26 protein-coding genes are annotated in these 26,942 nt (G+C 62.4%); 12 read left to right on the top strand and 14 right to left on the bottom strand.

What is annotated here, in order from left to right; genetic code table 11:
- The first annotated feature begins 227 nt into the window (after positions 1 to 227).
- From AC2S2E_RS13180 to AC2S2E_RS13135, 10 genes are all read left to right on the top strand, one after another.
- The gene (locus AC2S2E_RS13180) at positions 228 to 1,922 is read left to right on the top strand and encodes an ABC transporter transmembrane domain-containing protein (RefSeq protein WP_486522646.1); all 1,695 of its coding nucleotides are present in this window, start codon (positions 228 to 230) and stop codon (positions 1,920 to 1,922) included.
- A complete protein-coding gene (locus AC2S2E_RS13175) occupies positions 1,919 to 3,013 on the top strand; it encodes an HlyD family secretion protein (protein WP_476107049.1) in 1,095 nt (364 codons plus the stop codon). Before AC2S2E_RS13180 ends, AC2S2E_RS13175 begins: the two co-directional genes overlap by 4 nt.
- On the top strand, positions 3,010 to 4,404 hold the full coding sequence (locus tag AC2S2E_RS13170) for a TolC family protein (protein ID WP_486522645.1): 1,395 nt from the start codon (positions 3,010 to 3,012) through the stop codon (positions 4,402 to 4,404). Before AC2S2E_RS13175 ends, AC2S2E_RS13170 begins: the two co-directional genes overlap by 4 nt.
- A gap of 163 nt (positions 4,405 to 4,567) precedes the next feature.
- Complete coding sequence (locus AC2S2E_RS13165; RefSeq protein WP_476107052.1) at positions 4,568 to 4,849, top strand: hypothetical protein; 282 nt, start codon at positions 4,568 to 4,570, stop codon at positions 4,847 to 4,849.
- A gap of 129 nt (positions 4,850 to 4,978) precedes the next feature.
- A complete protein-coding gene (gene kdpF / locus AC2S2E_RS13160) occupies positions 4,979 to 5,068 on the top strand; it encodes a K(+)-transporting ATPase subunit F (protein WP_476107055.1) in 90 nt (29 codons plus the stop codon).
- Between the two features lie 13 nt (positions 5,069 to 5,081).
- Positions 5,082 to 6,785 (top strand): potassium-transporting ATPase subunit KdpA, encoded by a 1,704-nt coding sequence (gene kdpA / locus AC2S2E_RS13155; RefSeq protein ID WP_486522644.1) that lies wholly within the window; start codon positions 5,082 to 5,084, stop codon positions 6,783 to 6,785.
- 11 nt (positions 6,786 to 6,796) lie between these two features.
- Positions 6,797 to 8,809 (top strand): potassium-transporting ATPase subunit KdpB, encoded by a 2,013-nt coding sequence (kdpB, locus tag AC2S2E_RS13150; RefSeq protein WP_486522643.1) that lies wholly within the window; start codon positions 6,797 to 6,799, stop codon positions 8,807 to 8,809.
- Between the two features lie 12 nt (positions 8,810 to 8,821).
- Positions 8,822 to 9,409, top strand: coding sequence for a potassium-transporting ATPase subunit KdpC (kdpC, locus tag AC2S2E_RS13145; RefSeq protein WP_486522642.1), 588 nt, complete (start codon positions 8,822 to 8,824; stop codon positions 9,407 to 9,409).
- 7 nt (positions 9,410 to 9,416) lie between these two features.
- A complete protein-coding gene (locus AC2S2E_RS13140; protein WP_486522641.1) occupies positions 9,417 to 12,095 on the top strand; it encodes a DUF4118 domain-containing protein in 2,679 nt (892 codons plus the stop codon).
- Positions 12,096 to 12,127: 32 nt separating this feature from the next.
- Entirely contained in the window at positions 12,128 to 12,784 is a 657-nt protein-coding gene (locus AC2S2E_RS13135; protein ID WP_486524602.1) for a response regulator, read from the top strand.
- Positions 12,785 to 12,834: 50 nt separating this feature from the next.
- On the opposite strand, the gene AC2S2E_RS13130 is transcribed toward AC2S2E_RS13135, so the two are convergent.
- Both AC2S2E_RS13130 and AC2S2E_RS13125 read right to left on the bottom strand, forming a co-directional pair.
- A complete protein-coding gene (locus AC2S2E_RS13130) occupies positions 12,835 to 13,035 on the bottom strand; it encodes a hypothetical protein (RefSeq protein WP_172343157.1) in 201 nt (66 codons plus the stop codon).
- Between the two features lie 128 nt (positions 13,036 to 13,163).
- Positions 13,164 to 14,069, bottom strand: coding sequence for an AraC family transcriptional regulator (locus tag AC2S2E_RS13125; protein WP_486522640.1), 906 nt, complete (start codon positions 14,067 to 14,069; stop codon positions 13,164 to 13,166).
- A gap of 95 nt (positions 14,070 to 14,164) precedes the next feature.
- Here AC2S2E_RS13125 and AC2S2E_RS13120 point away from each other — a divergent pair, with 95 nt between their 5' ends.
- Positions 14,165 to 14,923, top strand: coding sequence for an SDR family oxidoreductase (locus AC2S2E_RS13120; RefSeq protein ID WP_486522639.1), 759 nt, complete (start codon positions 14,165 to 14,167; stop codon positions 14,921 to 14,923).
- A gap of 75 nt (positions 14,924 to 14,998) precedes the next feature.
- Here AC2S2E_RS13120 and AC2S2E_RS13115 read toward each other — a convergent pair whose 3' ends face one another.
- The 12 genes from AC2S2E_RS13115 to AC2S2E_RS13060 all read right to left on the bottom strand — a co-directional run bounded on the left by AC2S2E_RS13115 (position 14,999) and on the right by AC2S2E_RS13060 (position 26,065).
- A complete protein-coding gene (locus tag AC2S2E_RS13115; protein WP_486522638.1) occupies positions 14,999 to 16,165 on the bottom strand; it encodes an MFS transporter in 1,167 nt (388 codons plus the stop codon).
- Positions 16,162 to 17,286 (bottom strand): alkene reductase, encoded by a 1,125-nt coding sequence (locus AC2S2E_RS13110; protein WP_486522637.1) that lies wholly within the window; start codon positions 17,284 to 17,286, stop codon positions 16,162 to 16,164. The genes AC2S2E_RS13115 and AC2S2E_RS13110 overlap by 4 nt, the downstream gene beginning before the upstream one ends.
- A 105-nt stretch (positions 17,287 to 17,391) precedes the next feature.
- A complete protein-coding gene (locus AC2S2E_RS13105) occupies positions 17,392 to 18,330 on the bottom strand; it encodes a LysR family transcriptional regulator (RefSeq protein ID WP_486522636.1) in 939 nt (312 codons plus the stop codon).
- A gap of 41 nt (positions 18,331 to 18,371) precedes the next feature.
- A complete protein-coding gene (locus AC2S2E_RS13100; protein ID WP_486522635.1) occupies positions 18,372 to 18,677 on the bottom strand; it encodes a GNAT family N-acetyltransferase in 306 nt (101 codons plus the stop codon).
- Positions 18,678 to 18,692: 15 nt separating this feature from the next.
- Positions 18,693 to 19,361, bottom strand: coding sequence for a YoaK family protein (locus tag AC2S2E_RS13095; protein WP_486522634.1), 669 nt, complete (start codon positions 19,359 to 19,361; stop codon positions 18,693 to 18,695).
- A 12-nt stretch (positions 19,362 to 19,373) separates the two neighbouring features.
- On the bottom strand, positions 19,374 to 20,738 hold the full coding sequence (locus AC2S2E_RS13090) for an alginate export family protein (RefSeq protein ID WP_486522633.1): 1,365 nt from the start codon (positions 20,736 to 20,738) through the stop codon (positions 19,374 to 19,376).
- A complete protein-coding gene (locus AC2S2E_RS13085; protein ID WP_486522632.1) occupies positions 20,731 to 21,204 on the bottom strand; it encodes a DoxX family protein in 474 nt (157 codons plus the stop codon). Before AC2S2E_RS13085 ends, AC2S2E_RS13090 begins: the two co-directional genes overlap by 8 nt.
- Positions 21,205 to 21,207: 3 nt before the next feature.
- Positions 21,208 to 22,083 (bottom strand): VOC family protein, encoded by an 876-nt coding sequence (locus AC2S2E_RS13080; protein ID WP_486522631.1) that lies wholly within the window; start codon positions 22,081 to 22,083, stop codon positions 21,208 to 21,210.
- A gap of 27 nt (positions 22,084 to 22,110) precedes the next feature.
- Positions 22,111 to 23,958, bottom strand: a complete 1,848-nt coding sequence (locus tag AC2S2E_RS13075; RefSeq protein WP_486522630.1) for an amidohydrolase — start codon at positions 23,956 to 23,958, stop codon at positions 22,111 to 22,113.
- A 29-nt stretch (positions 23,959 to 23,987) separates the two neighbouring features.
- Positions 23,988 to 24,233, bottom strand: a complete 246-nt coding sequence (locus AC2S2E_RS13070; RefSeq protein ID WP_486522629.1) for a XapX domain-containing protein — start codon at positions 24,231 to 24,233, stop codon at positions 23,988 to 23,990.
- A 90-nt stretch (positions 24,234 to 24,323) separates the two neighbouring features.
- On the bottom strand, positions 24,324 to 24,983 hold the full coding sequence (locus AC2S2E_RS13065; RefSeq protein ID WP_476107094.1) for a hydrolase: 660 nt from the start codon (positions 24,981 to 24,983) through the stop codon (positions 24,324 to 24,326).
- 146 nt (positions 24,984 to 25,129) lie between these two features.
- Complete coding sequence (locus tag AC2S2E_RS13060; protein WP_476107096.1) at positions 25,130 to 26,065, bottom strand: LysR family transcriptional regulator; 936 nt, start codon at positions 26,063 to 26,065, stop codon at positions 25,130 to 25,132.
- Between the two features lie 131 nt (positions 26,066 to 26,196).
- Between AC2S2E_RS13060 and AC2S2E_RS13055 the strand changes: the two genes are divergently transcribed.
- On the top strand, positions 26,197 to 26,895 hold the full coding sequence (locus AC2S2E_RS13055; RefSeq protein WP_476107099.1) for a pirin family protein: 699 nt from the start codon (positions 26,197 to 26,199) through the stop codon (positions 26,893 to 26,895).
- Positions 26,896 to 26,942: the final 47 nt, after the last annotated feature.

The following is a 26,942-nucleotide window of genomic DNA, read 5'->3' as shown; positions in this document are numbered from 1 at the left end:
ATCACTGTTGATCCATATTGGTTCCGTGGCGCTGGGTGGTTTGGGCAAATTTGACCCGTGATTTGACCGCTGGCGAAATAGCGAGAGTTGGGTGAAGCAATGGCCGCATAGGCCCAAGTGCAATCAATCCATTTCCTCAATGTTTCGTTTTATTGCGGGGTATTCCTGAACTTGAAGGGTAAGGAATAGCCGCTATTTAGCTGCTGCAACTGCGAAAAGGATGGGGCATGGCCAAACAGAATGTGGGAATGCGGCAGGTGGCCCGGTGGATCGGGCTGATATTGGGGCCGGATGGGCCATATTTGCGTATGGCGTTAATGTATGGCGCCGCCATTTCACTGCTCTCTCTGGCCACGCCGATCTCGGTACAATTGCTGATCAACGCCGTTGCCAATATCGCGCTGCCTGCACCGCTCTTCACACTTTCGGCCATCCTGTTTGGCCTGCTCCTGCTGGCCGGCCTGCTCAGCGCGTTGCGTGTGCATGTGATGGCCTTGTTCGAGCGGCGCTTTTTCGCGCGGATGATGGCGGAAATTACGCTGCGTGCGGTTCATGCCCGCAATCCTTTCTTTCACGACGCGCGCCGCGGCGATCTGTTTAACCGGTTTTTCGACATGGCCACCGTGCAAAAGGCTTTGACCAGCCTGTTGGTGGGCGGTTTTGCGATTGTTTTGCAGGGCGCTGTCGGCCTTGTCGTGACCAGTTTCTATCACCCCTTCTTTCTTGCCTTCAACGTTCTGTTGGTCACGATCATTGCGTTGATCCTGATGCTGTGGGCGCGCGGCGCCTTTACCACCGCCATCGCCGTCAGCCATTCCAAACATGCCGCCGCGCATTGGCTGGATGGGGTTGGCGGATCCAATGGCTTTTACAAATCCAGCCGCCACATGCATTTCGCCATCGACCAATCCGAAGCGCTGACCGCAGATTATGTGGCCAAGCATCGTGCCCATTTCCGCTATACCTTTTCGCAAACCATCTGCCTCTTGCTGCTTTACGCCTGTGCCAGCGCCGGTCTGTTGACCATGGGCGGCATGTTGATCATCGCGGGCGAGCTTTCGATTGGTCAATTGGTGGCGGCCGAACTGATCCTGTCCGGGGTGTTTTACGGCATTGCGCAGATGGGCAATTATCTGGAAATTTTCTACGATCTGGTGGGCGGGCTCGAAGAACTGTCGCTTTTTTGGGATCTGCCACAGGAAAGCACGCCAAAAGCGGATGCGCCCGCTTTGCCCAATGGCGCGATTGCCTTTCGCGACGTGGAATTGGGCGACTATCACCTGAATTTTTCGGTCAGCAGCGGCGAACAACTGGCCATTCTGGCCGCGCCGGGGGTGGACCGGGCGGTATCGGTTTTGCTCAAGCGGTTGGACACGCCCGCGCGCGGCCTGATCACGGTGGGCGGCGCGGATATCGGCACCTATGACATGCTGCGCCTGCGTTCGGATGTGGTGGTGCTGGACCGGCCGACGATCGTTGACCTGTCCTTGCGCGATTATCTTTCATTGGCCAGCGGCGATCGCCACGACGAGATGATTGCAGCGCTGGATATGGTTGGTCTGGCTGATCGTGTGGGACAATTGCCGCAAGGGATGGACACGATGCTCTCTCCGCTGGGCTGGCCGCTGGCTGTGGGGGAAACGATGGCGCTCAAACTGGCTGGCGCATTGCTGGCCCGGCCAAAGGTGCTCGTGCTCTCGCCGCTCTATGACCTTTTGCCGCCCGCGCGATTGGACAAGGTTTTGCAGCATTTGCGTCAGACAGGCACCAGCGTTCTGCAATTCACCGGTCGTCCCGAAGGGTTGGAGCGTGACGGCTGGCTCTGGCTGGGCAATCGTCAACAAATCCGTGGGGGACAATTGGACGACATACGCCTTGCGGCCGGAATGGATGGCAAACTGGTCGGGGGGGCGCAGGCATGAGCCGGTTTGACCGTTTCGCTACGTTAAGCGCCATGAAACCCCCGCGCGTGATGCGGGTGGTGGCATGGATGATCGCGCTGTCCATTCCCGCCATCGTCGCATTTCTGTTTCTGGTGCCATGGGTGCAAACCGCGCCGGGCAGGGGCAGCGTGACCGCGCTCGATCCACATGACCGGGTGCAACAGATCACGGCTCTGGTGCCGGGCCGGGTGGAAAAATGGTATGTGAACGATGGCCAAGAGGTCAAAGCGGGCGACCCAATCGCCCAGATCGTTGACAATGATCCCGATGTTTTGACCCGCATGGCCGCGGAACGCGCGCAGGTTTTGGCCCAGATCGATTCGGTGGCGCAGGCGATGGCCGTGGCCCGATTGGATGTCGAGCGCACGCGTTCGCTCTATGCCGACGGGTTGGCCGCGCGGCGCGATTACGAAAATACGCAGATCAAGGTTGCCGAACATGCCGCCAAATTGGCCGAGGCCAAGGCTAAGTTGAGCCGGGTGGATATTGCGCTGAACCGCCAATCTGCACAGGTTGTACGTGCGCCGCGCGACGGGCGTATTCAGGCCATCAACACCAACGTCGGCGCATCGCTGGTCAGCGCGGGCGACTGGTTGGCAACGCTTGCCCCCGAACATTCCGAACGCGTGGTCGAGTTGCAGATCGACGGGCGCGACGTTGCCATGGTGCGGCGCGGGCAAAGGGTAAGGCTGAATTTCGAAGGCTGGCCCGCCATTCAGTTCAGCGGATGGCCGTCGGTGGCGCAGGGCATGTTTGATGGACGCGTGCGCTCGATTGACCCGTCGGCTTTGAACAATGGCCTCTTTCGTGTGCTGATCGAACCGATGCCGGGCTTGCGGCCATGGCCGGATAATAATTTCGTTCGGTTGGGGTCAAAGGTGCGCGGGTGGATTCAGATGGAAACCGTAAGCGTGGGCTATGAATTGTGGCGCCAGCTTAATGACTTCCCGCTGGAGATGACGCCGCCGGAAAATCCGGGGCCGCGCAAGGGGCTGGGCAAGGCGTTGTCCGACAAGGGGGACAAGGCGAAAGCTAAGTCCAAGGACTCCTATGAGGAGGAGGGTAAGTGATCCGTGCTCTGATTGGCGCGGCGCTGGCGCTCTCCGCTTCGGCGGCGGGCGCGGCCGAACTGACACTGAAACAGGTGTTGCAATCATCGGCCGCCCATGCGCCGCAAATCCTCGAAGCCGTGGCGCGCCAGAAACAGGCCGATGCACGTATGCTTTCGACACAGGGCCTTTATGACCTGGTGTTTGACGGCGACGTGCAATGGCGGGCGCTGGGCTATTATGACAATGCCACCGCCGAGGCCAAGGCAACCCGACCCATGACCGGCAATGGCGGCAATTATTACGCGGGCTATCGCCTCTCTATGGGGCCGTTTCCCGGCTATGACGGCAAATCGGTCACCAATTCTCTGGGCGAGGTCAAGGTCGGGGCGGTCTTTTCGCTGCTGCGTGACAGGTTGATCGATGATCGGCGTGGTCGGATGCAAATTGCCGGGTTGGACACCGATCTGGCCGAACTTGAACGCGAGATGGTGGCGGTCGGCGTCCAGCGCCGCGCGATTGAGGCCTATCAGCAATGGGCGGCGGCCGGGCAACGCCTGCGTATCTATCGTGATTTGCTGGAATTGGCATCCGCGCGACAAGCCTCGATTGAAAAGCAGGTGGCCGCCGGGGCAAGGCAGGCGATGCTGGTGGTGGAAAATCAGCAGAACATCGTGCGCCGTCAGGCCCTGTTGGTGCGGGCGGAACAGGATCTGGCGATCCAGGCCAATGCGCTTTCGCTGTTTTGGCGCGACGAAGAAGGGCGGCCCGTTGTCCCCAAGGCCGAGGAATTGCCCGGTGCCTTGCCGCGCCTTGCCCCGCCGCTGGGTATGAATGAGGATGAGGCCATCAAAGCGCGGCCCGATATGCAAATGCTGATGACGCGGCTGGCACAGGCGTCCGCGCGCAGCGCCATGGCGCAAAACGAGATGCGCCCCCGGCTCGACCTGCGCGTGGAGGGATCGAAAGACATCGGCGATGGCGGCCCCATGGGCTATGTCCGCCGTCCTGCCGAAGCCATCGTGGGGCTGCGCTTTACCATGCCGTTGGAGCAGCGTCAGGCGCGCGGAAAAATGGCCGAGGCCGCAGCCGAAACCGATGCGTTGGTGCAACGTCGCCGTTTGCTGGAACAGCAATTATCGGTCGAAATCGCCAATCTGAAAACACAGGTGACAGGCTCGGACAAGCTGGCCCATCTGGCCCATGACGAGGCCGGGCTGGCCGCGCGCATGGCCGAGGCGGAACGGCGGCGCTTCAGCCTTGGCGCCAGCGACTTTCTGTTGGTCAACCTGCGCGAAGAAGCCGCCGCAGACGCCCGTTTGCGGCAAGTGGATGCCGAATACCGGGTATCGGCTTCGCGCGCCGAACTGGTCGCCTCACTGGTGGATCGCGGGCAATTGGGGTTGGAATAGGCCATGATGGGGAGGGGTGAAGCCAAAGCCCCTCAGCCATAAGGTTCGAAGCGCCCAGACCCACCTTTACGCATTCTTCACGCAAGAGCCCGCAGCTTCATCTGGAAGCTTAATGCGGTCCCAAGGCATCAGCGTCCCTGCCCATCCGGCAGGAGCCTCAAGCGTGTCACAGCTTTTCACCCGAACCATTCCGCTTCGCCTGCGGCCCGGCCCTCGCACGGATATTCTGTTGCGCGCGGTTGGTCTGATCGGCCTGCTGCCGGTCGGGGCGCTGGTGCGCGTTCTTTATGGCTGGCGTCATGCGGGGGCAAAGCCTGCGCAAAGCCCGATGGAATTCGTGGTCGCTTTGGTGGCGGTCATGATCCTGTGGGGCGCACTGACCCTTCTTCTTGCCGGCGACAATCTGGTCCGCGCGATGCCGCGACCACCGCGGCCTTTGCAATAATGCCCGCATCCTCATCCGACGGAGATGTCACATGAATGACCTCGTCTGGCTGGCCGTTCTGGCCGGCCTTGTGCTGCTTACCTTCGCCTTCCTGCGGCTTGCAACCAAAGCCTGAACCGGAGAGCCACCATGCCCATTCCGCTTGCTCTGGCCGCGTTCACCGCGCTGGGCCTTCTTGCCTATCTGGTGGTCGCGCTGATGCGGCCCGAAAAATTCTAGAGAGGAATTGCCCATGACCCTTTCCGGCTGGGGCCTGATCCTCACCTTCACTGCGCTGGTGGCCCTGATGGCTAAACCCGTCGGGGCGTGGCTCTTTGCCCTGTATGAAGGACGCGCAACGCCGATGCATCGCGTTCTGGGGCCGATCGAGCGGGGCCTTTATCGCGCATCGGGCATCGATCCCACGCGCGAACAGACATGGCTTGCCTATGCGCTGCATATGCTGGCCTTTCAGGTGGCGCTCACCGTCTTTACCTATGCGATCCTGCGGCTTCAGGCTGTTTTGCCGTTGAACCCGCGCGCGCTGGCCGGGATTGGCGCCGATGGGGCGATGAACACATCCATCGCCTTTGTCACCAACACCAACTGGCAATGGTATGGCGGCGAAAGCGTGCTTTCCAATTTCAGCCAGATGGTCGGGCTGACCATTCACAACTTTCTGTCGGCGGCCACCGGCATTGCCATCGCCTTTGCCCTGTTTCGCGGCTTTGCCCGCCACGAGGCGGCGACAGTAGGCAATTGCTGGGCCGATTGCACGCGGGTCACGCTTTACCTCCTGCTGCCGATCAGCGTGATCTATGCCTTGTTTCTGGTGGCCAGCGGCGTGCCCCAGACCTTCGCCTCGCTGATCGATGCCCACACGTTGGAAGGCGCGAAACAAAGCATCGTGCTGGGGCCTGTCGCCAGCCAGGAAGCCATCAAGATGTTGGGCACCAATGGTGGGGGTTTTTACAACGCCAATTCGGCCCATCCTTTTGAAAATCCCACGGCGCTCACCAATTTCGTTCAGATGCTGTCGATCTTTGCCATCGGGTCGGGTTTGACATGGTGCTTTGGCCGCGCGGTGGGCAATACGCGTCAGGGTTGGGCCATTCTGGCGGCCATGCTCATCCTGTTTCTGGCCGGCGCGGGCATCACCTACTGGCAGGAAGCGCAAGGTTTCAGCGCGCTGACCCATGCGGGCCTTTCCGGCGGCAATATGGAAGGCAAGGAATTACGCTTTGGCATCGCCGCCAGCGCCCTGTTTGCCACCGTCACCACCGCGGCCAGTTGCGGGGCCGTCAACGCCATGCATGACAGCTTTACCGCCATTGGCGGCATGATTCCGCTGTTCAACATGCAATTGGGCGAAATCGTGATCGGCGGGGTGGGTGCTGGCATCTACGGCTTCCTGCTCTTTGCCGTTCTTGCAGTCTTTGTCGCCGGGCTGATGGTCGGGCGCACCCCGGAATATGTCGGCAAGAAGATCGAGGCGCGCGAGGTGAAGCTGGCCGTGCTGGCGATTGCCGTGCTGCCGCTTTCGATCCTTGGCTTTACCGCGCTGGCGGCTGTGCTGCCCGAAGGGCTGGTGGGGCCTTTGAATAAAGGCCCGCATGGTTTCAGCGAGATCCTTTATGCCTTTTCCTCGGCCACGGCCAACAATGGTTCGGCCTTTGCGGGGCTGAGCGCGGGAACGTCTTTTTACAATGGCCTGCTTGGTACGGCCATGTGGGTGGGACGCTTCTTCGTCATCGTGCCGGTTCTGGCCATCGCGGGCTCTCTGGCGGCCAAGAAGCATACGCCCGAAACCGCCGGGTCCTTTCCTACCACCGGCACCTTGTGGGTCGGCCTGCTGGTGGGCGTGATCCTGATCCTTGGCGGCCTGACCTTTTTGCCCAGCCTCGCCCTTGGCCCCATCGCCGATCAGGTGACGGCGATTGCCGGCAAGAGTTTTTGAGAGGAACATCGATGTCCACGCCCCAATCCATGTTTGCGGCCGAACTGGTCCTTCCGGCTGCGCGCGATGCGGTGCTTAAATTGGCCCCGCGTGAATTGATCAAAAATCCGGTTCTTTTCACCACCGCCATTGTCGCGCTTTTGCTTTGCATTCTGATGGTGGTCGGGGGGAGCGGCCTGTCGCTCAGCTTTCAACTGCAATTGATCGTCTGGCTCTGGCTGACGGTGTTGTTCGGCACCTTTGCCGAGGCGCTGGCCGAAGGGCGCGGGCGGGCACAGGCGGCCAGTTTGCGCGCGACCAAATCCGACCTTGTGGCCCGATTGCCCGATGGGCGCACCATTCCTGCCAGCCAGCTTTCGCGCGGCGATGTGGTGGTGGTCACCACCGGCGACCTGATCCCCGCCGATGGCGAGGTGATCGAAGGCGTGGCCTCGGTCAATGAAGCGGCCATCACCGGCGAGAGCGCCCCCGTCATCCGCGAGGCAGGCGGCGACCGCAGCGCCGTAACCGCCGGCACCCGTGTCATTTCCGACCAGATCACCGTGCGCGTGACACAGGAACCGGGGCAGGGCTTCCTTGACCGCATGATTGCCTTGGTCGAAGGGGCCGAAAGGAAAAAGACGCCCAATGAAATCGCTTTGACCATTCTGCTGGTGGGTCTGACCATCATCTTCCTGATCGCGGTTTCAACGATCCCGGCCTTTGCCCATTATGCGGGGGGCAGCGTCCCGGTGGCGGTGCTGGCCGCTTTGCTTATCACGCTTATCCCCACCACCATTGCCGCGCTGCTTTCGGCCATTGGCATTGCGGGCATGGATCGCCTCGTGCGCTTCAATGTGCTGGCCAAATCCGGGCGCGCTGTCGAGGCCGCGGGTGATATTGATGTCCTGCTGCTGGACAAAACCGGCACGATCACCGTGGGCGACCGCGCGGCATCGGAATTTCGTCCGCTGCTGGGCACGCCCATCACACGTCTGGCCGAAGCGGCTCTTTTGGCCAGTCTTGCCGACGAAACGCCCGAAGGCCGTTCCATCGTCGTTTTGGCGCGTGAGGGCTATCACGCGCAGGCCAGCCTGCCCACCGGGGCCGAGGTCATTCCCTTTACCGCCCAGACCCGCTTGTCGGGCATTCGGATAGAGGAACGGATCGTGCAGAAGGGCGCTGTGGATTCGCTGCTGCGCGCCTATCCCGACACCGCCTATACGCCCGCCGCCACAGAGATGCGCCGGATCGCGGACGAAATTGCCCGCGCCGGACAGACCCCTTTGGGCGTCGCCGAAAATGGCCGGCTGCTGGGCGTAATCGCGCTGAAAGACGTCATCAAGGCGGGCATCCGCGAACGCTTCACCCAATTGCGGGCCATGGGCATCCGCACGGTGATGATCACCGGCGACAATCCTCTGACCGCCGCTGCCATTGCCGCCGAGGCTGGCGTGGACGACTTCCTTGCCGAGGCCACGCCCGAAGACAAGCTGGCGCTGATCCGGCGTGAACAGCAAGGTGGGCGTCTGGTGGCGATGTGCGGCGATGGCACCAATGACGCCCCGGCACTGGCGCAGGCCGATGTGGGCGTAGCGATGAACACCGGCACACAGGCCGCGCGCGAGGCGGGCAATATGGTCGATCTGGACAGCGATCCGACCAAGCTGATCGAGATTGTGGGCCTGGGCAAGCAATTGCTGATGACGCGCGGCGCGCTGACGACGTTCAGTGTGGCCAATGATGTAGCCAAATATTTCGCGATCATTCCGGCGATGTTTGTCGTTCTTTATCCGGGCCTTGGCGCGCTTAACGTGATGGGTCTGGCCAGCCCGCAAAGCGCGATCCTGTCCGCGATCATCTTTAATGCGCTGATCATTCCGGCCTTGGTTCCGCTGGCGCTCAAAGGTGTGACCTATCGCCCGATGGCGGCTGGCGCGCTGCTTTCGCGCAATCTGGCGATCTATGGGCTGGGCGGTCTGGTTGCCCCGTTTGTCGGGATCAAGCTGATCGACCTTGGCGTGGCCGCGCTCAATCTGGCCTGAGGGAGAAGATCCATGCTTTCCACTTTTACCGCTGCCCTGCGCCCCGCCTGCGTGATGACGATCGGCTTTGCGCTGCTGCTGGGCGGGGCCTATCCCGCGCTGATCACAATGACCGGACAGGCGCTGTTCCCCCATCAGGCCAATGGCAGCCTGATCACCCGGAATGGTCAGGTCATTGGTTCGCAATTGCTGGCACAGGGATTTTCCTCGCCCGCCTATTTCCACCCGCGCCCCTCGGCGGCTGGCGCCAATGGTTATGATGCCAGCGCGTCGGCCGGGTCCAATCTTGGCGCAGCCTCCGCGGTTCTGGCCGAACGCATTGCCAAGGACCATGCCGTCCTGCGCGCCCAAAGCCATCAAGACGTCCCGCCTGAAATGGTGACAACCTCTGCCTCGGGGCTTGACCCTCATATCAGCCCCGAGGCGGCTTTTTGGCAGGTGCCCCGTGTGGCCGCGGCGCGTCATATGCGCCCGGCACAGGTGGAGGCTTTGGTAAAATCCTCCATCGAAACGCCTTTGGCCGGTGTGTTGGGCGCGGCGCGGGTCAATGTGCTGCGTCTCAATCTGGCGCTGGACGAGGCATCCCCCAAGGGAGCATGAAGATACAGTGAGCGACGCAAGTCCTGATCCCGATGCCCTGCTGCGCAGTCTGGCACAGAATAGTTCGCCAGAGCGCGAGCAGGACGGGCCGCGCAAGGGCCGCCTCAAGGTTTTCCTTGGGGCGGCGCCGGGCGTAGGCAAAACCTGCGAGATGTTGAGCGAGGCCGCCCAGCGCCGCGATATGGGCGAGGATGTGGTCATTGGCGTCATCGAAACCCATGGCCGCGCGGAAACCGAGGCGCGCATGGCCGGTTTCGAGATCATCCCCCGTCGACAGATCCCGTATCGCGGCCAAATGCTGAGCGAGATGGATCTTGACGGCATCATCGCCCGCCGCCCATCGCTGGTCCTTATCGACGAACTTGCCCACACCAACGCCCCGGATTGCCGCCATGACAAACGCTGGCAGGATGTCGAGGAAGTGCTGGATGCGGGTATCGACGTCTTTTCCACGCTCAATGTCCAGCATCTGGAGAGCCTCAACGATCTGGTCGCCTCATTCACCAATATTCGGGTGCGCGAAACCCTGCCCGACCGGGTGCTGGACAGCGCCCAGATCGAGGTCGTGGACATTCCGCCCGATGAACTGATCGAGCGGCTCAAAGCGGGCAAAGTCTATGTTCCGCAAGAGGCAAGCCGCGCGCTCAGCCATTTTTTCTCCAAATCAAACCTGACCGCGCTGCGTGAACTGGCCCTGCGCCGCGCGGCACAGGCGGTCGATGCGCAAATGCTGGACTATTTGCGCGCCCATGCGGTGCGCGGCACCTATGGCGTTGGCGACAGGGTTCTGGTCGCGGTGGGCGACAATGATACCGGGGCCGAGGTGGTTCGGGCTGGCAAACGGCTGGCGGACTCGCTTTGCGCGCCATGGACCGCCGTTCATATCGAAACCCCCCACAGAATGGCCCAGAGCCAGACGCTGGAGGCTTGCCTGCATCTGGCGACCCAGCTTGGCGCGCAAGTGATCACCCTGTCGGCCGGCGATGTGGTTGACGGGCTGTTGCAAATTGCGGGCGAATTGCGGGCGACCGTTCTTGTGCTGGGCGCAACCGGCAAACAGAACCTGTGGAACCGGCTTTGGCGATCACAGGCGCTTCATCGCCGCCTGCTGGCATCGGACGTGCACATGGCGTTGCATGTCATCGCCACGCGGCCATCCCGTCCTGCCCGGAGCTTTGGCGAACAGGGCCGATCCGGCGTCTGGCCGACACCGGCCGGTCTGGCGGTTTCCAGCCTGCTCATCGCCATTGTGACATTGCTTGGCACGCTGATTGCGGGGTTGGGCAATATCACCAATATTGCGCTGCTCTATCTCCTGCCTGTGATGCTGGCGGCGGCGCGCTTTGGGCTGTGGACCGGCATTGCGTCGGGGCTGATATCGTCGCTGGCGTATAATTTCTTCTTTATCCCGCCGCTCTACACATTCACGATCGAAGACCCGCAGAACATCATCACCGTGGTCGTGTTGCTGGCCGTGGCGATTGGGGCCAGCCACATGGCGGGACGTTTGCGCGACACAGCCCTGTTTTCGCGGGCCAGCGCGGCCAGAAGCCATACGCTTGCCGGATTTGCGCGCCGGTTGACGGGGCTTGGCGACATTGGCGCCATCGCAAAAGTGCTGTGCGAGGAAAGCGCGGGGCTTCTCGAAGCCTATACCGTTCTGCTCATGCCGGGTGAGGGTGGGTTTCAAGTCGTAGCGGCCTCGGCCCCGGACGTTGCGTTGCAACCTTTTGATCTGGTGGTGGCGCAATGGGCCTTTGATAACCTTCGCCCCGCAGGACGCGGCTCGGATACGCTCAGCGCCGCCGAATGGCGCTTTTTGCCCGTTGAGGCAGGGGGCAGGGCCTTGGCCGTGTTTGGCGTGGCCCATGCGAATATGGAACAGGCGGTGCGTGCCGATATGCTGCCGCTGATCTCCAGCTTTCTCGATCAGGCCGGGCTGGCGCTGGACCGCGCCCGGTTGGAAGTCGAGCGCGGGCAGTTGCAGCGGTTGGAAGAGCGTGACGCCTTGCGGGCTGCTCTGTTGTCCTCGGTCAGCCACGATTTGCGCACGCCGTTGACCGCCGTCATCGGGCTTGTTGATGATCTTTCGCCCGGTTCGGTGGAACAGGCCGAGGTGTTGGCGCTGGCCCGCACCGAAGCCGGACGGTTGCAGCGCTTTGTCGCCAATTTGCTGGATATGGTGCGGATTGAGACGGGCGCGGTGAAATTGCACCTCGAACCTGTCGATCTGGCCGAGGCGGTCAGCAGCGCGGTGCATGACCTGCGCCGTATGTTGGGCGCGCGCGAAGTGCAGATGCAGATTGCGCCCGACCTGCCTTTGGTGCGGTTGGATGCGCAATTGTTGCATCATTGCCTAATCAACCTGATCCAGAACGCGGTTCAATACAGTCCCGCGCCAAGCCCGATTACCGTCATGGCCGAAAGGGTGGCCGGCGGGATCAACCTTTGCGTCATGGACGAAGGCGAAGGATTGCCTCCCGGCAGTGAGGAACTGGTCTTTGAAACCTTTACCCGCGTGGCAGGGTCCGATCGGAACGGCGGAACGGGCCTTGGTTTGGCCATCGTCAAGGGATTTGCCCAAGCCATGGGGGTGCGAGCCGCCGCCGCCAACCGCCATGACAGGAAAGGCGCCCGCTTTACCCTGCATATGGATGAGGCATTATTGTGGAAGGACAGCGTGTGAACGCACCGAAAATTCTGGTGGTGGACGACGAAATGTCTATCCGGCGGTTGCTGAGGGCAAGCCTTGCACGCGCCGATTTTCGGATGATTGAGGCCGCCAATGCGCGAGAGGCGCTCGCGGCCCTGCCCATTGACAAGCCGGAACTTGTTTTGCTCGATCTTGGCCTGCCTGACCGAGACGGGCTGGAGCTTATCACCGCGATCAAGGCGGCGAAGGCTGCGCTGCTGATCATTTCGGCGCGCGATGCAACGGCGGAAAAAGTGGCGGCTCTCGATCTTGGCGCAGACGACTATATTACCAAGCCATTCGACACCGAGGAAATTCTGGCCCGCATTCGTGTGGCTTTACGCAACCGCCTGTACACCCAGACGGCGGAACCGGTGCTGCGTCTGGGCGACTTGGTGATCGATCTGTCCGCCCGCATGGTGTATCGAGACGGTGTTGAGGTGCATCTCAGCCCCAAGGAATATGGCTTTTTGGCCATTTTGGCCCGCCATCCTGGGCGGGTCATTTCGCACGCTAACATTTTGCGGGACGTATGGGGCGCCGGACAGGAACAATCGGTCGAGTACCTTCGCGTCGCCGCAAGAGGTTTGCGTCGCAAGCTGGAAGACGTACCCGTTGAACAGAGCATTATCCGAAACGAGCCGGGAATTGGTTATCGCCTGATCGTCCAAAATCCGGGGTGAGGGGGCCATTCTTTGCCGATTTTCATGGATGCCCCCCCGGCGGCTGGCGGTTATCCTTTGGGCGTTACCCAGACTTCCACCGGCGTGATGAATTTGCCCGGTGCGGGTTTGCCGACATGGACACGGTCGGCCGTAACCTGTTCACCTGTTTCAAGATGAAGCGTCACCCAAGGCTTGGGCATACGCTCAAACTTCATTTTCTGTATGGCCAATCCGGTCGACGAATTCATGATGGTTGCAATGATGCTCATGGTTTGGGCCGCTACCTTGATAGGCGCTCCACGGTCTAGACCCTCGCCGGAATTAGCCCCAACTTTTCCAAATGATGGGGCGCTGGCAAGTCGGATCAGGTCGCCGGACATCCCCCCGGAACGCGGAATTAAGCCTCCACCATCCTGCGGGCAAAACTGCCCGGTGGAGAGCCGAGGCGTTTGCGAAAGGCGGTGCTGAAAGCGCTGGCTGATTCATAACCGATATCATCGGCGATCCGGTCCAGCGATTTGCCGCCACGGGCAAGCGCAGCCTTGGCCACCGCCATGCGCCAACCGGTGAGATATTCCATGGGCGCGTGGCCAACGACTGAGCCAAACCGCGCCGAAAAGGCCGACCGCGACATGCCCGCGATCCTTGCCAACCCCGCAACAGTCCAATGGGCGCGGATATCGGCATGCATCGCGTGCAGCGCCCGGCCCAATGCCGGATCGCGCAGGCCGGCCAGCAGACCGGCAGAGGCCGTGTCTTGCCCCAAACCCTGCCAACGCAAGGCTTCGACCAGCAACACTTCGAGCATACGCTGAATAATCAGATCCTTGCCCGGATGGCTGGATGTGCATTCTTCGGCCAGCAGGCGGATGGTCCGACCCATGCGGTCGGCCATGCCCTGCGGGGCGGGAATATGGATCAGGCCGGGCAGCAATCCGAGCAGGAGAGGGGCATTAACCCGATCAAAGGAAAAGCTGCCGCCCAAAGCGACAAAATGGGGCTCACCGTCCTGCTCGCCATGCCTGACCGGCTCGGTGCTAGGCTCCTGCAAAGGACCGTCTTGCCCCGGCTCGTTGCCCAGAGAAAAGGCCGGCGTCGTGGGCATCAGCAGGAAATCGCCCTGTGCAAGCCGCAGCGGAGCCGATCGGTCGAACGTCACCCATGCCTGTCCGGCAAGGATGAGTGTAAAGCCCGGCGCATCATGCGCCTGATAGCGCACAGCCCATCGCCCCCGCGCCGTGATGGGTTTCGACAGGGCCGCATGGGGGCGCAACAGGGTGATGATTTCGCTGAGGGGATCCATGATTGGACGATCCATAATCAAATTTGGATTTATGATTATATATTGTCCCGATGGCTGCGTCTATCCCTCCTGTATCGACACCAAGGAGACAGACCATGACCAAGACAATCCTCATCACCGGCACATCCTCCGGCTATGGGCTGGCAACAGCGGAACACTTCCTTGCTCAGGGCTGGAATGTGGTGGCGACCATGCGCCGCCCTGACAAAACGGTTTTTGCCGGCGCATCCGACCGGCTGCGTATCCTACCCCTTGATGTCACTTTGCAAGACAGTATCGCCGCGCTGGTCGAAGCCGCCGGACCGATCGACGTGCTGGTCAACAACGCCGGTGTGGGCGGCGTGGGCGCTTTTGAAGCGATGCCGATGAGCCTGATCCGGCAATTGATCGAGACGAACACCATTGGCGCGATGGCCATGTGCCAGGCCTTTATCCCCCAGATGCGCGAACGCCGCGCAGGCCGCATCGTCAATGTCACCTCCAGCGTCACGCTGGGCGCCTTTCCTCTGGCTGCTGCCTATACTGCCAGCAAACAGGCCGTCGAGGGTTTCACCGGCTCACTGGCGCATGAACTGGGCCATTTCGGCATTGCGGTAAAGCTGGTCGAGCCGGGCTATGCGCCGACCACGCGGTTCGGGGCCAATGCCATCGTGCCGGTGAGCGATCTGCTGCCCGGTGAGTACGCCGATTTTGCCCGGCCTATACTGGAGGCCTTTGCCGCGCCCACACTGACCACGCGTGAGAGCGATGTTGCCCAGGCGGTGTGGGATGCGGTGCACGATCGCACAGACCGGCTTCATTTTCCGGCCGGAGCCGATGCTCAGGCGCTGGCCGGGGCGGATTATAGGATGTGATGGCATGCCTATTCCGCCAAGCAGGGCCAGCGCCATGAAAGCCGTTGGGAGCAAAACCGCCCCCAACCCTTGTCTTCAGGCAAGGCTCACTCTGCGCGGGCCAACCACCTGAAGCGCCAGAGCCAGACCGCCCAGTATAACGCCCAGCAGCCCCACGCCGTGCCAACCTGCCATCTGCCAGACCGCCATCGCCAGAGCGGAACCGGCCGCTCCGCCCAGAAACATGCCGCTCATGAACAGCGTGTTGAGCCGGGCGCGCGCATCCGGACGCAGAGCATAGACGATATGCTGGTGCGAGATCAGCGCGCCTTGCACCGCCAGATCGAGCAGGATGCAGCCCAGCGCCAGCCCGATCATGCCATGCGCAAGGCCCGAGATTGCCCAGCCCGCCATGGTCAGCAAGGTGCCCGCGGCAATCGCCGCGCGCGGGCCGCGCCGGTCGGCAAGATGCCCGGCCAAGGGAGCAGCAAAAATCCCTGCGGCTCCCACCACGCCGAACAGACCGGCCACTTGTGGACCTTGCCCCAACTGTTGCAAATACAGGGCAAGGATACTCCAAAAGGCGCTGAATGCGGCAAAGAGGAGGCCTTGCGTGAAGGTTGCCCGGCGCAAGACCGGCAAATCACGCCAAAGGTCCCACAATGAACCGAGCAGGGCGGGATAGGACGGCCCCTTGTCGGGCCGCGACACCGGCAGCACCGCCCGCATCAGCACGCCTGCTGCCACGGCCAGCGGCACACCCAGCCAATACATGCTGCGCCACCCCGCCTGCTGCGCCACTGTGCCGGCCAAAGTGCGGCTGAGCAGGATGCCGCCCAGCAAACCGGCCATCACTTTCCCGATGACCGCGCCCCGTTTGGCGTCCGGCGCAATATGCGCGGCCAGCGGCACGATCTGCTGGGCAACGGTGGCCAGCGCGCCGACCAGCAGGGAGGCGAGCACCAACACTGCCCCGCTTGGCGCGACGGCGGCGGCGATCAACACGATCGCCAGCCCCAGAAATTGCACCAGAATCAGACTCCTTCGTTCCACAAGATCACCCAGCGGGACCAGCAGGAACAGGCCCAGTGCATAGCCTAATTGTGTCACCGTCGGCACAAATGCAGTCAGCCCGCCGGGCAAATCGCGTTGAATCAGGCCCAGCATGGGTTGGTTATAATAGATGTTGGCAACGGCAAGGCCGGTGGCCACCGCCATGGCATAGACCATGGCGGTGGAAATCTGTTTGGTGGGCGCGTTCATGATAATGCCTCTGATGTGGCCAGTGCGGGATAGTCAGTGTAGCCACGTGCATCGCCGCCATAGAAGGTCGCGGGGTCAGGCGTATTGAGCGGTGCATCAATGCGCAACCGCGCGGGCAGATCAGGGTTGGCGATAAAGGGGCGGCCAAAGGCGATGGCATCCCCGCGACCATTGGCCAAAGCCGCTTGCGCACTCTGGCGTGTATAGCCACCGGCCAGAAGGATCGGCCCGGTGAAGGTCCGGCGAATGGCGCCCATCAACGCATCCGCGCGCGGATCGATGGCCGTAATTTCGCGGCCCACCACACTGGGTTCCACCAAATGGAGATAAGCCAGGTTCCGCTTGGCCAATTCGTCGATCAGATAGGCGAACAGCGCCTCCGGCTCGGCTTCATTCATGCCAAAAGCCCTGCCCATCGGGGCCAGACGCAGGCCGACCCGCGCAGAGCCCACAGCGGCGCAAACCGCATCCACAACCTCCAGCATCAGACGCGCCCGATTTTCTGGCGATCCGCCATAACGGTCGGTCCGCCAGTTGCTGGCGCTGTTGAGGAATTGATCAAGCAAATAGCCATTGGCGCCGTGAATCTCCACGCCGTCCAGCCCGGCGGCAATGGCATTGCGGGCGGCCTGTGCATAATCGGCAATAATCAGTTGAATCCCCGCGATGGTCAACGCCTGTGGTTCGGGCACATCGGTAAAGGCACCGCGACCATCCTCACCGGGAATGAAGGCTTTGGCCGGCACGGGCATGGTGGTCGGGGCTACGGGCCGCGCTCCGCCGGGTTGGAACACGGGGTGCGACACGCGGCCCACGTGCCACAATTGCATCACGATACGCCCGCCTTCGTGATGCACAGCCTGCGCAACCCTAGCCCAGCCTTCCATCTGCGCCTGTGTGTGAATGCCGGGGGTCCAGGCATAGCCTTGGCCCTGGGCTGAGATTTGCGTGCCTTCGGTGATGATCAGACCGGCCGAAGCGCGCTGGCGGTAATATTCAATCGCCAAATCGGACGGCACATTGCCAGCAGCCGCGCGCGAGCGCGTAAGAGGCGCCATCACGATCCGATTGGGCAGATCGAGCGCGCCCAGACGGACAGGCGTAAACAAAAGATCAGTCATGGCAGACTACTCCGCTGAAAAGGGTTGATCCCTGCGGTTTGCTCCCATTCGTCGTGCTTGATAATCCATCGAATATCGCGATCATCTTTGCAATTTTTGCAAAGATTAAAGAGCGCGATCCCAATAGGGCGGACTGCCGAATCTCTGGCTCAGGAAATTGACGAAAGCGGCCACTTTGGGCGACCCGCGCCGATCGGGCAGGTACAGGGCGTGAATGCCGCTTTCCCCCGAAGGTGGCGCACCCAGACGCCCAATATCGGCATGCCATTGCGGCAATATGGGTCGCAGACTGCCCTGCGCGATGTCTTCGCCCACCAGCCATGTCGGCAACATCACCACGCCAAAGCCCGCCAATGCGGCTTCCTTGAGCGCCTCGGCCTGATTGGCGCGCAACGGGCCTTTGACACGGATCTGCTCTGTGCGTTCGCCCATTGTAAAGCGCCAGCGCCAGCGCCGTTCGCCATCGGCAAAGGCGAAGGTAAGGCAGGCGTGATCGGCCAGTTCCCCCGGCGTGCCCGGTGTGCCCCGCTGTTCCAGATAGGCCGGGCTGGCACAGACGATCCGCCGATGCGGCGCCAATTTGCGCGCAATCAGGCTGGAGGATTCAAGTGCGCCCAAACGCACCGCCACATCCACCCGCCGCTCGACCAGATTGACCACCTCGTCGCTGATCAGCAAATCCAGTTCAACGCCGGGGAATTCGGCCATAAAGCGTGGCAGGAATGGTGAAACATGCATTCGGGCAAAAGAGGTCGGCAAGCTGACCCGCAACAATCCGCGCGGCGGGCCGTCGCGTTCGCGCAGGCTGCGATTGGCTTCCTCCAGCCCGGCCAGAATGGCCACCGCCTGGGCGTAATAGACTTCGCCGGCGGTGGTGAGCGAGACGCGACGGGTTGACCGATTGAGCAGGCTTGCACCAAGTTCGGCCTCCAGCGCATCGACATGCCGTGTGAAGGAAGAGGCCGCCTGACCAAGGCGACGGGCCGCCGGGGCAAACCCGCCTTCGTCAACCACAGCCACAAAAGCTTTTATTGCCGCGAACATGTCCATGCGCCTTTGTAGCGACACCGCACGCGAAGAGCCAATCAGTTTGCGCCCGATCCCACCACCACATCGGCATAGTCCGGGTGGCGCACAAACCATGCCGTCATGTAAGGGCAGATCAGCACCAGTCGCAAACCTTGGGCCCGGGCCATCGCGAACAACCCCTTGGCCAGCGTGGCCGCCAACCCCCGCCCGGCATAGGCTTCGGGCACATCGGTATGCAGCAGGACATAGTGCCCCGCTTCATCGCGGCGATAGACACAGACCGCGAGGGCATCGCCCTCAACCGGCAGTTCGAAGCGGTTTTGTGCGGGATTGTTGCGCACCATATCGGGATCAGCGGACATCGGTGTTGCTCCTTATCAATGGTTGTGAACTTGCGCGGCGGCGGGATGGGTGACACAGGCCGCCGTGCCCAGCATCACCAACCCGGCCGCCAGCGCCAATGGCAGGGCAAGGCCCCAATGCGTGACCATGAAGGCGCCCAGCGCGGCCCCGGCAAAAATGCTGGCCACGGCGGCAAGGCGGCGCGAAAGGTTTGGCCCCGTCCCGCCCGCCAGCGGCGAATCGGCAGCAATCCCCGTCAAGGTCAGCGTCAGAACCGTGGTGGTCAGATCGGGCACTTTGAGCATGCGGATCGTGGCATTGCGAAACCCCATGGCCAGCGCCGTCAGCGCGATGATCGCATCGACCCACGCAGCCATCGGCAGAGCGCAAAGCGCGGCGGCGCCCAGCAAGGTGCCTTCAACCCCGGCGGCGACCAGCAACCAGTGCCGCAACGGCTTTTGCCCCAGACGCAGCCCAACCCGCCCCGCCACCAGCGCCCCCACCAGAAACGCCAGTAGCGCGACCAGATAGGGTTTGACGGCAAAACCGGGCGTACCCGCCGCCGCAAAGCCAAGGAAAACGACATTGCCGGTCATATTGGCGGTGAACACCTTGCCCAACCCCAACACCGATACGGCATCGACAAGACCCGTTGTGGCCGAGAGCAAGAGGAGCAGGCCGGGAAGCGGTGAGGATTTCGTCATGGTCGAAGCTCCTTAAAAGCGGAAATTGGCCTCAAGGCCCAGCATGGTGAAGGTGTGGGTTGATCCCGTTTCGCGCAGGAACGCCCCCGGCACAAATGCGGAAAGCGATGTGGACAGGGCCAGTTCGGGGGTTGCCTGCCACGATACCGCCGCTTCGGCCCCGCCGCCGATAAAGCGTGATCGGCCCGCGCCCGCATCGCGGATCAGATTGCCCGGAATGTCATAGACGCCATCGGCCCGCGAGTAGCGCCAGAACGCCATGGCGGCCACACTGGCCGAAACCTTGGGGGTGATCTGCGCGCTGAAACGGGGGGTAAGGTTGATAATGTTGGCTGGGCCGACAGGCGAGAGTTCGCCGAAATATTTTCCCTTGGGAAACAGCGCGTTGAACGTGCCCAGATGGGCGTCGCCCGCCTTGCCGTCGCCGCTGATGATGTTGACGCGCATGGTGGCATCCATCGCATGGGGCAGGGTCAGGCCGACCTCGGTGCCCAGCGTCCATGCACCGATGGATTGGGCGTCGAAATGGCCGAATTGCGCCACACCCTCGACATTCCAGTGGAACCGGCCCCGCACGCCATGGCTGCGCAGCCCGATGGAGTGGCGCAATTCGCGGCCCGTTTTCCCGCCAAACCGGGCGTTGCGGTTGCGATAGGCCAGATAATAGACATCCCAACCCGGCAGCACCGCATAGGCGCCCCACAAGCCCCGCGCGGGCGAAGTATGGTCATCAAAATCGCGCGCGCCGGGTTGAACCGGGTTCAACGCCAGCAAATTGACCGAGGCCGCGCCCACCCGCACCACCGCACGCGCCCCGTCAAAGGCCAGCGGCGTGTTGGGGCCATAGCGCGTACCAACCAGCCGTTCCGTGCCCAGCGAGACCATCTGCCGCCCGGCGCGCAGGGTGACGGGGCCAAGGTCGGCCTCGGCAAAGACCTGGAGCAGGTCGAGGCGGCTTTGATCGATGGCGCCGGCGGCCGGTTCAACCCCGGTGGCAAAACTGGCCATGGGTTGCACAAAGGCGCGGACCCGGCCGATATGTAAATCGGCATAGGGCAGGGCGCGCGCCCAAAGATAGGTTTGGTCGGGAGAACCCTTGGCCGCGGGGCCGCCCCATTGATTGCCGCTCAGGCTCTCGCTGCGCAGGCGAAATTCGGTGCCGGTGGACAGCCAGACATCATCGGTGATCGGGATATATTTGAACGGGCCAGTCCAATGATGGGCGCGCTTTTCCGCATCGGCCAGATCGGACCAGTCCTCGTCAATGCGGGTGATGGAAAGGGTGGGGGCCTGCCATGCCTCCCGCGCCTGTTGGGCCGCCGCGGGGCAGGCGCCCCACAAGGCACCCGACAGGGCGAGTATGGCAAGTTTACGCATGGCCTGATCCGTCTGGGCGCGCTCGGTCACGGCGTTGCGCCCGTTCCGAAACCAGCGCGACCAGCACAAAGCCGCCGATCAGGCCGATATGTTCGAAAAAGGCGTTGGTGGCCATAAAGCGGTCCTGTCCGGCGGGCATCGCCCAAAAGGCATTGGCCACGCAGGCCGCCAGCAGGGTGAACACCCCCAGCATGCCTGCCCCCAGCCAGACCAGACGGCCCGACAGCACCAGCAAAGGCCCGATCAGTTCGACCGCAATCGTGAGCGCGGCCCAGACCATCGGCGGGTTCAGCCCGAAATGGGCCTGTTCGGCGGCGGCGGCGGAAAGGTCGGTCAATTTGACCACCCCGCCCAGCAGATAAGGCCCAACCAGCGCAAGGCGGGCGATGGTCCATGTGCCGGGCCATTCCAGAATGGCGTCGATCATGGCCGGGTCGCGGTGGGTGAAGTCGTGGCGCGTGTCCATGGCTCAGGCGCCCTGATGCACTTCGGCGATATAGCCGCCGGGGAAGCGGACAATCGCGGTTTGACGGGGGCCAACCGAATAGGGCGCGACCAGAACCTCGGTCCCATTGGCCTTGGCCTTGTCCAGCGTGGCGGCCAGATCCGGCACCTGATAGCCTGTCATGTCGCGGCCATAGGGCCAGGGCAATTGGCCATCAGAGACAAACACCACCATCTTGCCGTAATTGCTGGTCAGCGCAATGCGGCGGATGGTCTTGCCGCTCTGGCCCACCTCGGCGCCGGAGGCTTTGCGGTTGTCGGCGGTGATTTTGGCATGGGCATAGCCGCCCCAGCTTTTGAGGAAAGCATCGGCCGCGTCAGCCGTCAGATAGATGCGGTTTTCCGGCACCGTGGCCAGTGGCGCGTAATGCGGCGTGGCGGTGTGCCAGTAAAGCTGCATGTTGACTCCGCCCGGCCATTGAATGACCACATCGCGGCCAATGGGATCGGGAAAATCATTCAGGCGGCGGATCGCGCCATGTTTGCGCGCGGCCAGCACGGCCTTGTCCATATCCGTCACCAGATAGCCGGTGCGTTCATCACCAAAGGGATAGGGGATGGGCGTCTTGAAACCGAACACCGAGACCGTGCCCGCAGGGGTCAGCACCAGCTGCGATTTGGTGAGCGACGGCGTGGGGGTCACCTGAAACGTGCCCTGCTTGCTGGTGGTGCCGCCAAAAGTCGCGGAAAAGCTGGCGACGAAGCGGTCGAAATCGCCTTCGGGCACATAGACATGGGTGGTGTCATATTGCGGGGCGACGCCTACATCGGGGGTGGCGACAGGCTTGGCGGCGACAGGCGCGGCCAGAACGAGAGCGATGGTAAAAGCGAGAGATTTCATGGCGGGGGACTCCAGTGAAAAAGGGGATCAGACGGCCCAGCAGCCGCAGCCCAGCGCGCCCCAGAAGCTTTGGGGATCACCGGCCGGAACGCTGGCACCAAGGGCGGCGGCATGGTCATGGCCATGGACCGCGCAGGAGGAATGGCAGGCGCAGGCCGAGGCCAGTTTCGCGCGCGCCTCGCGGGTCTTGTGGTATCCGCCAAAGGTGGCCACCGGCGACCAGTCGGGCATCGGGCGGGGCAGGGCCGGGGCCAGCGGTTCGTACTTGCCCTCGCCATGCACCACCTTGCCGCCCAGCAAGGTCAGGACAGAGCGGATATGGACGATTTCATGTTCGGGCACGGTGAAATAATCGTCGGACAGGATGGCAAGATCGGCCAATTGGCCCGCCTTGATCTGGCCCTTCTTGCCCACTTCATTGGAAAACCATGTGTTTTCATGCGTCCACATGGCCAGCGCCTTTTCGCGAGTGACCCGGTTGGCCGAAGGATAGAGCCGCATGCCGCCCAAAGTGCGCCCCGTCACCAGCCATGACAGCGAGACCCAGGGGTTATAGCTGGCCACGCGTGTCGCGTCGGTGCCCGCGCCCACCGGGATGCCGGCGGCGATCATCTTGTTGATGGGCGGCGTGCGCTCGGCGGCCTTGGCGCCATAGCGTTCGACGAAATATTCGCCCTGAAACGCCATGCGGTGCTGGACCGCGATGCCGCCGCCCAGCGCCGCGATGCGGTCGATGTTGCGGTCGCTGATGGTTTCGGCATGGTCGAAAAACCAGTTGATGCCCGTGAGGGGAATGTCGCGGTTCACCTTTTCATAAACGTCCAGCGCGCGGCTGATCGTCTGGTCATAAGTGGCATGCAGGCGCCAGGGCCAGCGGTGTTCGGCCAAGAGGCGGATGACGGGTTCAAGGTCGCCTTCCATGCTGGGGGGCATGTCGGGGCGGGGGGCGCGGAAATCCTCGAAATCGGCGGCGGAATAGACCAGCATCTCGCCCGCGCCATTGTGGCGATAGGTGTCATCGCCTTGTCCGGGCGTCACTTGCTTCACCCAGCCGGAAAAGTCGGCCAGTTCCTCTTTCGGCTTTTGGGTAAAGAGGTTGTAGCTGATGCGCACGGTGAGCTGATCGTCCTGATGCAGCTTTTCGATGATCTCGTAATCGTCGGGATAGTTTTGCGCGCCGCCACCGGCATCGATCACGCCCGTCACGCCCAAGGCATTGACATCGCGCATGAAATGGCGGGTCGAATTAAGCTGATACTCCTGCGGCAGCTTTGGTCCCTTGGCCAGCGTGGAATAGAGGATCGTCGCATTGGGCTGGGCCAGCAGCAAGCCGGTGGGGTTGCCCATGGAATCGCGGACAATCTCGCCGCCCGGAGGGTTGGGCGTGTCCTTGGTATAGCCCACCACCCGCAGCGCGGCGGCATTGAGCAGCGCGCGGTCATACAGGTGCAGGATGAAGACCGGCGTATCGGGCGCCACGGCGTTGAGTTCGGCCAGCGTGGGCAGGCGCTTTTCGGCAAACTGATGCTCGGTAAAGCCGCCTACCACGCGCACCCATTGCGGGGCGGGGGTGCGGTCAACCTGCGCTTTCAGCATCGCCATCGCTTCAGAAAGCGAGGGCACGCCGTCCCAGCGCAGTTCCATGTTGAAATTCAGCCCGCCCCGGATGATGTGCATATGGCTGTCGATCAAGCCGGGGATCACCCGGCGGCGGCCTGCGTCGATGACGTCGGCTTCGGGTAGGGCGGCGGCGCGTACCTCCTTTTCGCTGCCCACGGCCAGGAATTTGCCGTCGCGGATGGCGATGGCTTCGGCCTCGGGGTTTTCGCGGTCAAGGGTGGAAACCTTGGCATTGGTGATGATCAGGTCGGCCATGGGGGGAAGGCTCCGGTTTGGGGAAGGGATCAGTTTTTGTCAGGGCTTCCGGGCAATTGGCCCAGAACATGATCGGCGCAATTGCCGCGGATATAACAGGCGATATCCTGTCCCTGAATGGCGCGGCGGGCAATCGGAACGATCTGTTCACCGGCCAGAATGCCCAGCAGGCCCACCAGCGCGATGATCGGCGGCGCGGGCGAACGCACGCCCAGCAGGCTGTAGATCACACCGACCAGCAATCCGGCGCCGAGTGAGAGGAAATAGAGTTTCATCGCGTGTCTCCCTTGATACGGGGGATTGGGGGAGGGGGCCGGTTTGCGGGGGGACAAACCGGCCCAGGGGCAATGGTCAGGGACGGGCGATCAATGGCCGCCTTCCGAACCGCCGAACATGGTCTTGGCATAGGTGATGCCCAGGCCATAAGCGCCGCCCCACTGGCGAGCGATGCCGGTGGTGCTGTCATAGGTTTCGGCCCGCGCCCAGTCGCGCTGAAGCTCAAGCATGTATTGCAGCGAGGTCATCGGCTTGGCGCCCAGCTGGATCATGCGCTGGACGGCGCGTTCGTGGGCCTCGGCCGAAATGTCGCCGCAAGCGTCGGCGATGAAGTAAACGTCAAAGCCCTGATCAATGGCCGAGGCCACCGGGCCGACGATGCAGACGCTGGTCCACAGGCCGGCAAAGATGATGCGCTCCTTGCCGATGCGGTTCACTTCGGCGATCACGGCTTCGTCTTCCCATGTGTTCATGCTGGTCCGGTCGAGCAGGGGCTGGCCCGGAAAAGCGTCGGTGATTTCGGTGAACATCGGGCCGGAGAAGCTCTTTTCAGCCACCGTGGTCAGGATGGTGGAGACGCCAAACGAAGCGGCGGCATTGGCGACCAGCGCGGCATTGCTGCGCAGCACTTCGGTGGCGATCGACTTGGTGGCAAAGGCCATTTGTGATTGGAAATCGATCAGGACCAGCGTGTGATCCTTGGGCGAAATCAGGCTCTTACCGGGGGTGGCGGTGGCGGTGATGGTCATCGGGGGGTTCCTTTTGTTGGGCCAGCATCGTTGCTGTGAGGGCAGACTATGTCGGAAAGGAACTTCGGGTAAGTGAGATAAGATAGGATGGTTTGTTCGATATTTTTGAATAGAGGCCCCACCCCGAATCGCGCCCCCGGATGGCCTCAGATGTCGGGCATCATCTCGTCGCCGGGCTGTGCGTGCATATGGGCGGTGGCCACGAATTGTTCGATCAACCAAGCCGCCGCCGGGCCGGGGGGGGTGTCGCGCCGCCATATCCCGGCAAAGCGATAGGTGCCGCCCACGTGGTCGGGCATCATCAACCGGGCCAGCGTGCCCGTGGTCAGATCATCGGCAATCATCGGCAATGGCATGTTGCCCCACCCGATCCCTTCGCGCAGCAGGGCATGTTTGGCGCCAAGGTCGGCAAGACGCCATGTGCTGGGTGAGAGCACCGAATAATCCTGCCCTTCGGTAAAGCGCGAACGATCGGTCAGCACGAGCTGGATATATTGCCGCCCCGCGCCGGGGGGAATCGGGTCCATTTGCGCCAGCGGATGATCGGGCGCGGCCACCGGCACCATCTGCACCGATCCGGCATCGACGCTTTCCAGCCCCTCCACCCCGGCGAACAGTGGGCCGGACAGGCCGATCACCGCCTTGCCGTCCAGCACCATGGCCGTGATCGCGCCCAGTGCCTCGACATGCAGGCGCAATTGCACGGTGGGGAACTCAGCGCGAAAGGCGCGCAGGATCCGCCCCAGCCGCGCGGTGGGCAGCATCACATCCACCGCCACATCGACCTCGGCCTCCAACCCGTCGAGCAGGCCCTTGACCTTGGCGCGCAGCGCGTCGATCCCCTGTGCAACACCCCGCGCCTCGGACAACAGCGCGCGGCCCGCCACGGTCAGCGTGGGTTTGCGCGTGCCCTCGCGGTCAAACAGGGTCAGGCCAAGCTGCGCCTCCAGATTGGCGATGCCATAGGATATGACCGAGACGGCACGGTTCAGCTTGCGCGCCGCGCCCGCAAAGCTGCCGGTGTCGACAATGGTCAAAAAGATACGGAGCTGATCAAAGGTGGGGGTACCGGGATTGCTCACTGCGAAACCTTCTTTTCAAGAATATCGAACGTTATGGTTCATTTTATCCATCTGAACGGAATGATCTGCAAGGGCTAAAACGATCTCATCAAGGGGCGGTCAACCCATGCCGCCCAACAGGAGATTGAACCATGATCGAACATCGCCCCTTTGAAACGCTTGGCGCGGCCAACCATGGCTGGCTGGATGCGCATCACCACTTTTCCTTTGCCGAATATCACGATCCGGCCCGCGTGCATTGGGGCAACCTGCGCGTGTGGAACGATGACACGATCGCGCCGGGCACCGGTTTTCCCCCGCACCCCCACCGCGACATGGAAATCATCACCTATGTCCGCGAAGGCGCAATCACCCATCAGGACAATCTGGGCAACAAGGGCCGCACCGAGGCCGGCGACGTCCAGGTGATGAGCGCAGGCACCGGCATCCGCCATTCGGAGTATAATCTGGAAGATATCACGACCAAGATCTTTCAGATCTGGATCATCCCCACCCATCAGGGCGACGCGCCGCAATGGGGCGCCAAGCCTTTCCCCAAGGATGATCGTTCGGGCCATTTCGTGACACTGGCGAGCGGTTATGCCGAGGATACCGACGCGCTGCCCATCCGCACCAATGCCCGCGTTGTGGGCGCAACGCTGAAGGCCGGTGAAACCGCCGAATATCCGCTGGGCGCGGACCGCAAGGCCTATCTGGTGCCTGCCATCGGGGCCGTGCGGATCGATGACCTGACCGTCAAGACCCGCGACGGTGTGGCGATCAGCGATGTTGAAGTGCTGCGCGTCACCGCCATCGAGGACAGCGAGATTGTGCTGGTGGATGCCGCATAATACTCTTCCGGGCGCCTCCCGCTCCCCTCGTTTTTAAGGGAAGCGCC

This window comes from Novosphingobium sp. 550D (assembly GCF_057401885.1).
This window is presented reverse-complemented; position numbering and strand designations above follow the sequence as displayed.

Excerpts from the sequence above, each read along its gene's own strand:
- AC2S2E_RS13180 (WP_486522646.1), top strand. The coding sequence starts at position 228 with ATGGCCAAACAGAATGTGGGAATGCGGCAGGTGGCCCGGTGGATCGGG.
- AC2S2E_RS13175 (WP_476107049.1), top strand. The coding sequence starts at position 1,919 with ATGAGCCGGTTTGACCGTTTCGCTACGTTAAGCGCCATGAAACCCCCG.
- kdpF (WP_476107055.1), top strand. The coding sequence starts at position 4,979 with ATGCCCATTCCGCTTGCTCTGGCCGCGTTCACCGCGCTGGGCCTTCTT.
- kdpA (WP_486522644.1), top strand. The coding sequence starts at position 5,082 with ATGACCCTTTCCGGCTGGGGCCTGATCCTCACCTTCACTGCGCTGGTG.
- kdpB (WP_486522643.1), top strand. The coding sequence starts at position 6,797 with ATGTCCACGCCCCAATCCATGTTTGCGGCCGAACTGGTCCTTCCGGCT.
- kdpC (WP_486522642.1), top strand. The coding sequence starts at position 8,822 with ATGCTTTCCACTTTTACCGCTGCCCTGCGCCCCGCCTGCGTGATGACG.
- AC2S2E_RS13135 (WP_486524602.1), top strand. The coding sequence starts at position 12,128 with ATGTCTATCCGGCGGTTGCTGAGGGCAAGCCTTGCACGCGCCGATTTT.
- AC2S2E_RS13130 (WP_172343157.1), bottom strand. The coding sequence starts at position 13,035 with ATGAGCATCATTGCAACCATCATGAATTCGTCGACCGGATTGGCCATA.
- AC2S2E_RS13125 (WP_486522640.1), bottom strand. The coding sequence starts at position 14,069 with ATGGATCCCCTCAGCGAAATCATCACCCTGTTGCGCCCCCATGCGGCC.
- AC2S2E_RS13120 (WP_486522639.1), top strand. The coding sequence starts at position 14,165 with ATGACCAAGACAATCCTCATCACCGGCACATCCTCCGGCTATGGGCTG.
- AC2S2E_RS13115 (WP_486522638.1), bottom strand. The coding sequence starts at position 16,165 with ATGAACGCGCCCACCAAACAGATTTCCACCGCCATGGTCTATGCCATG.
- AC2S2E_RS13110 (WP_486522637.1), bottom strand. The coding sequence starts at position 17,286 with ATGACTGATCTTTTGTTTACGCCTGTCCGTCTGGGCGCGCTCGATCTG.
- AC2S2E_RS13105 (WP_486522636.1), bottom strand. The coding sequence starts at position 18,330 with ATGTTCGCGGCAATAAAAGCTTTTGTGGCTGTGGTTGACGAAGGCGGG.
- AC2S2E_RS13100 (WP_486522635.1), bottom strand. The coding sequence starts at position 18,677 with ATGTCCGCTGATCCCGATATGGTGCGCAACAATCCCGCACAAAACCGC.
- AC2S2E_RS13095 (WP_486522634.1), bottom strand. The coding sequence starts at position 19,361 with ATGACGAAATCCTCACCGCTTCCCGGCCTGCTCCTCTTGCTCTCGGCC.
- AC2S2E_RS13090 (WP_486522633.1), bottom strand. The coding sequence starts at position 20,738 with ATGCGTAAACTTGCCATACTCGCCCTGTCGGGTGCCTTGTGGGGCGCC.
- AC2S2E_RS13085 (WP_486522632.1), bottom strand. The coding sequence starts at position 21,204 with ATGGACACGCGCCACGACTTCACCCACCGCGACCCGGCCATGATCGAC.
- AC2S2E_RS13080 (WP_486522631.1), bottom strand. The coding sequence starts at position 22,083 with ATGAAATCTCTCGCTTTTACCATCGCTCTCGTTCTGGCCGCGCCTGTC.
- AC2S2E_RS13075 (WP_486522630.1), bottom strand. The coding sequence starts at position 23,958 with ATGGCCGACCTGATCATCACCAATGCCAAGGTTTCCACCCTTGACCGC.
- AC2S2E_RS13070 (WP_486522629.1), bottom strand. The coding sequence starts at position 24,233 with ATGAAACTCTATTTCCTCTCACTCGGCGCCGGATTGCTGGTCGGTGTG.
- AC2S2E_RS13065 (WP_476107094.1), bottom strand. The coding sequence starts at position 24,983 with ATGACCATCACCGCCACCGCCACCCCCGGTAAGAGCCTGATTTCGCCC.
- AC2S2E_RS13055 (WP_476107099.1), top strand. The coding sequence starts at position 26,197 with ATGATCGAACATCGCCCCTTTGAAACGCTTGGCGCGGCCAACCATGGC.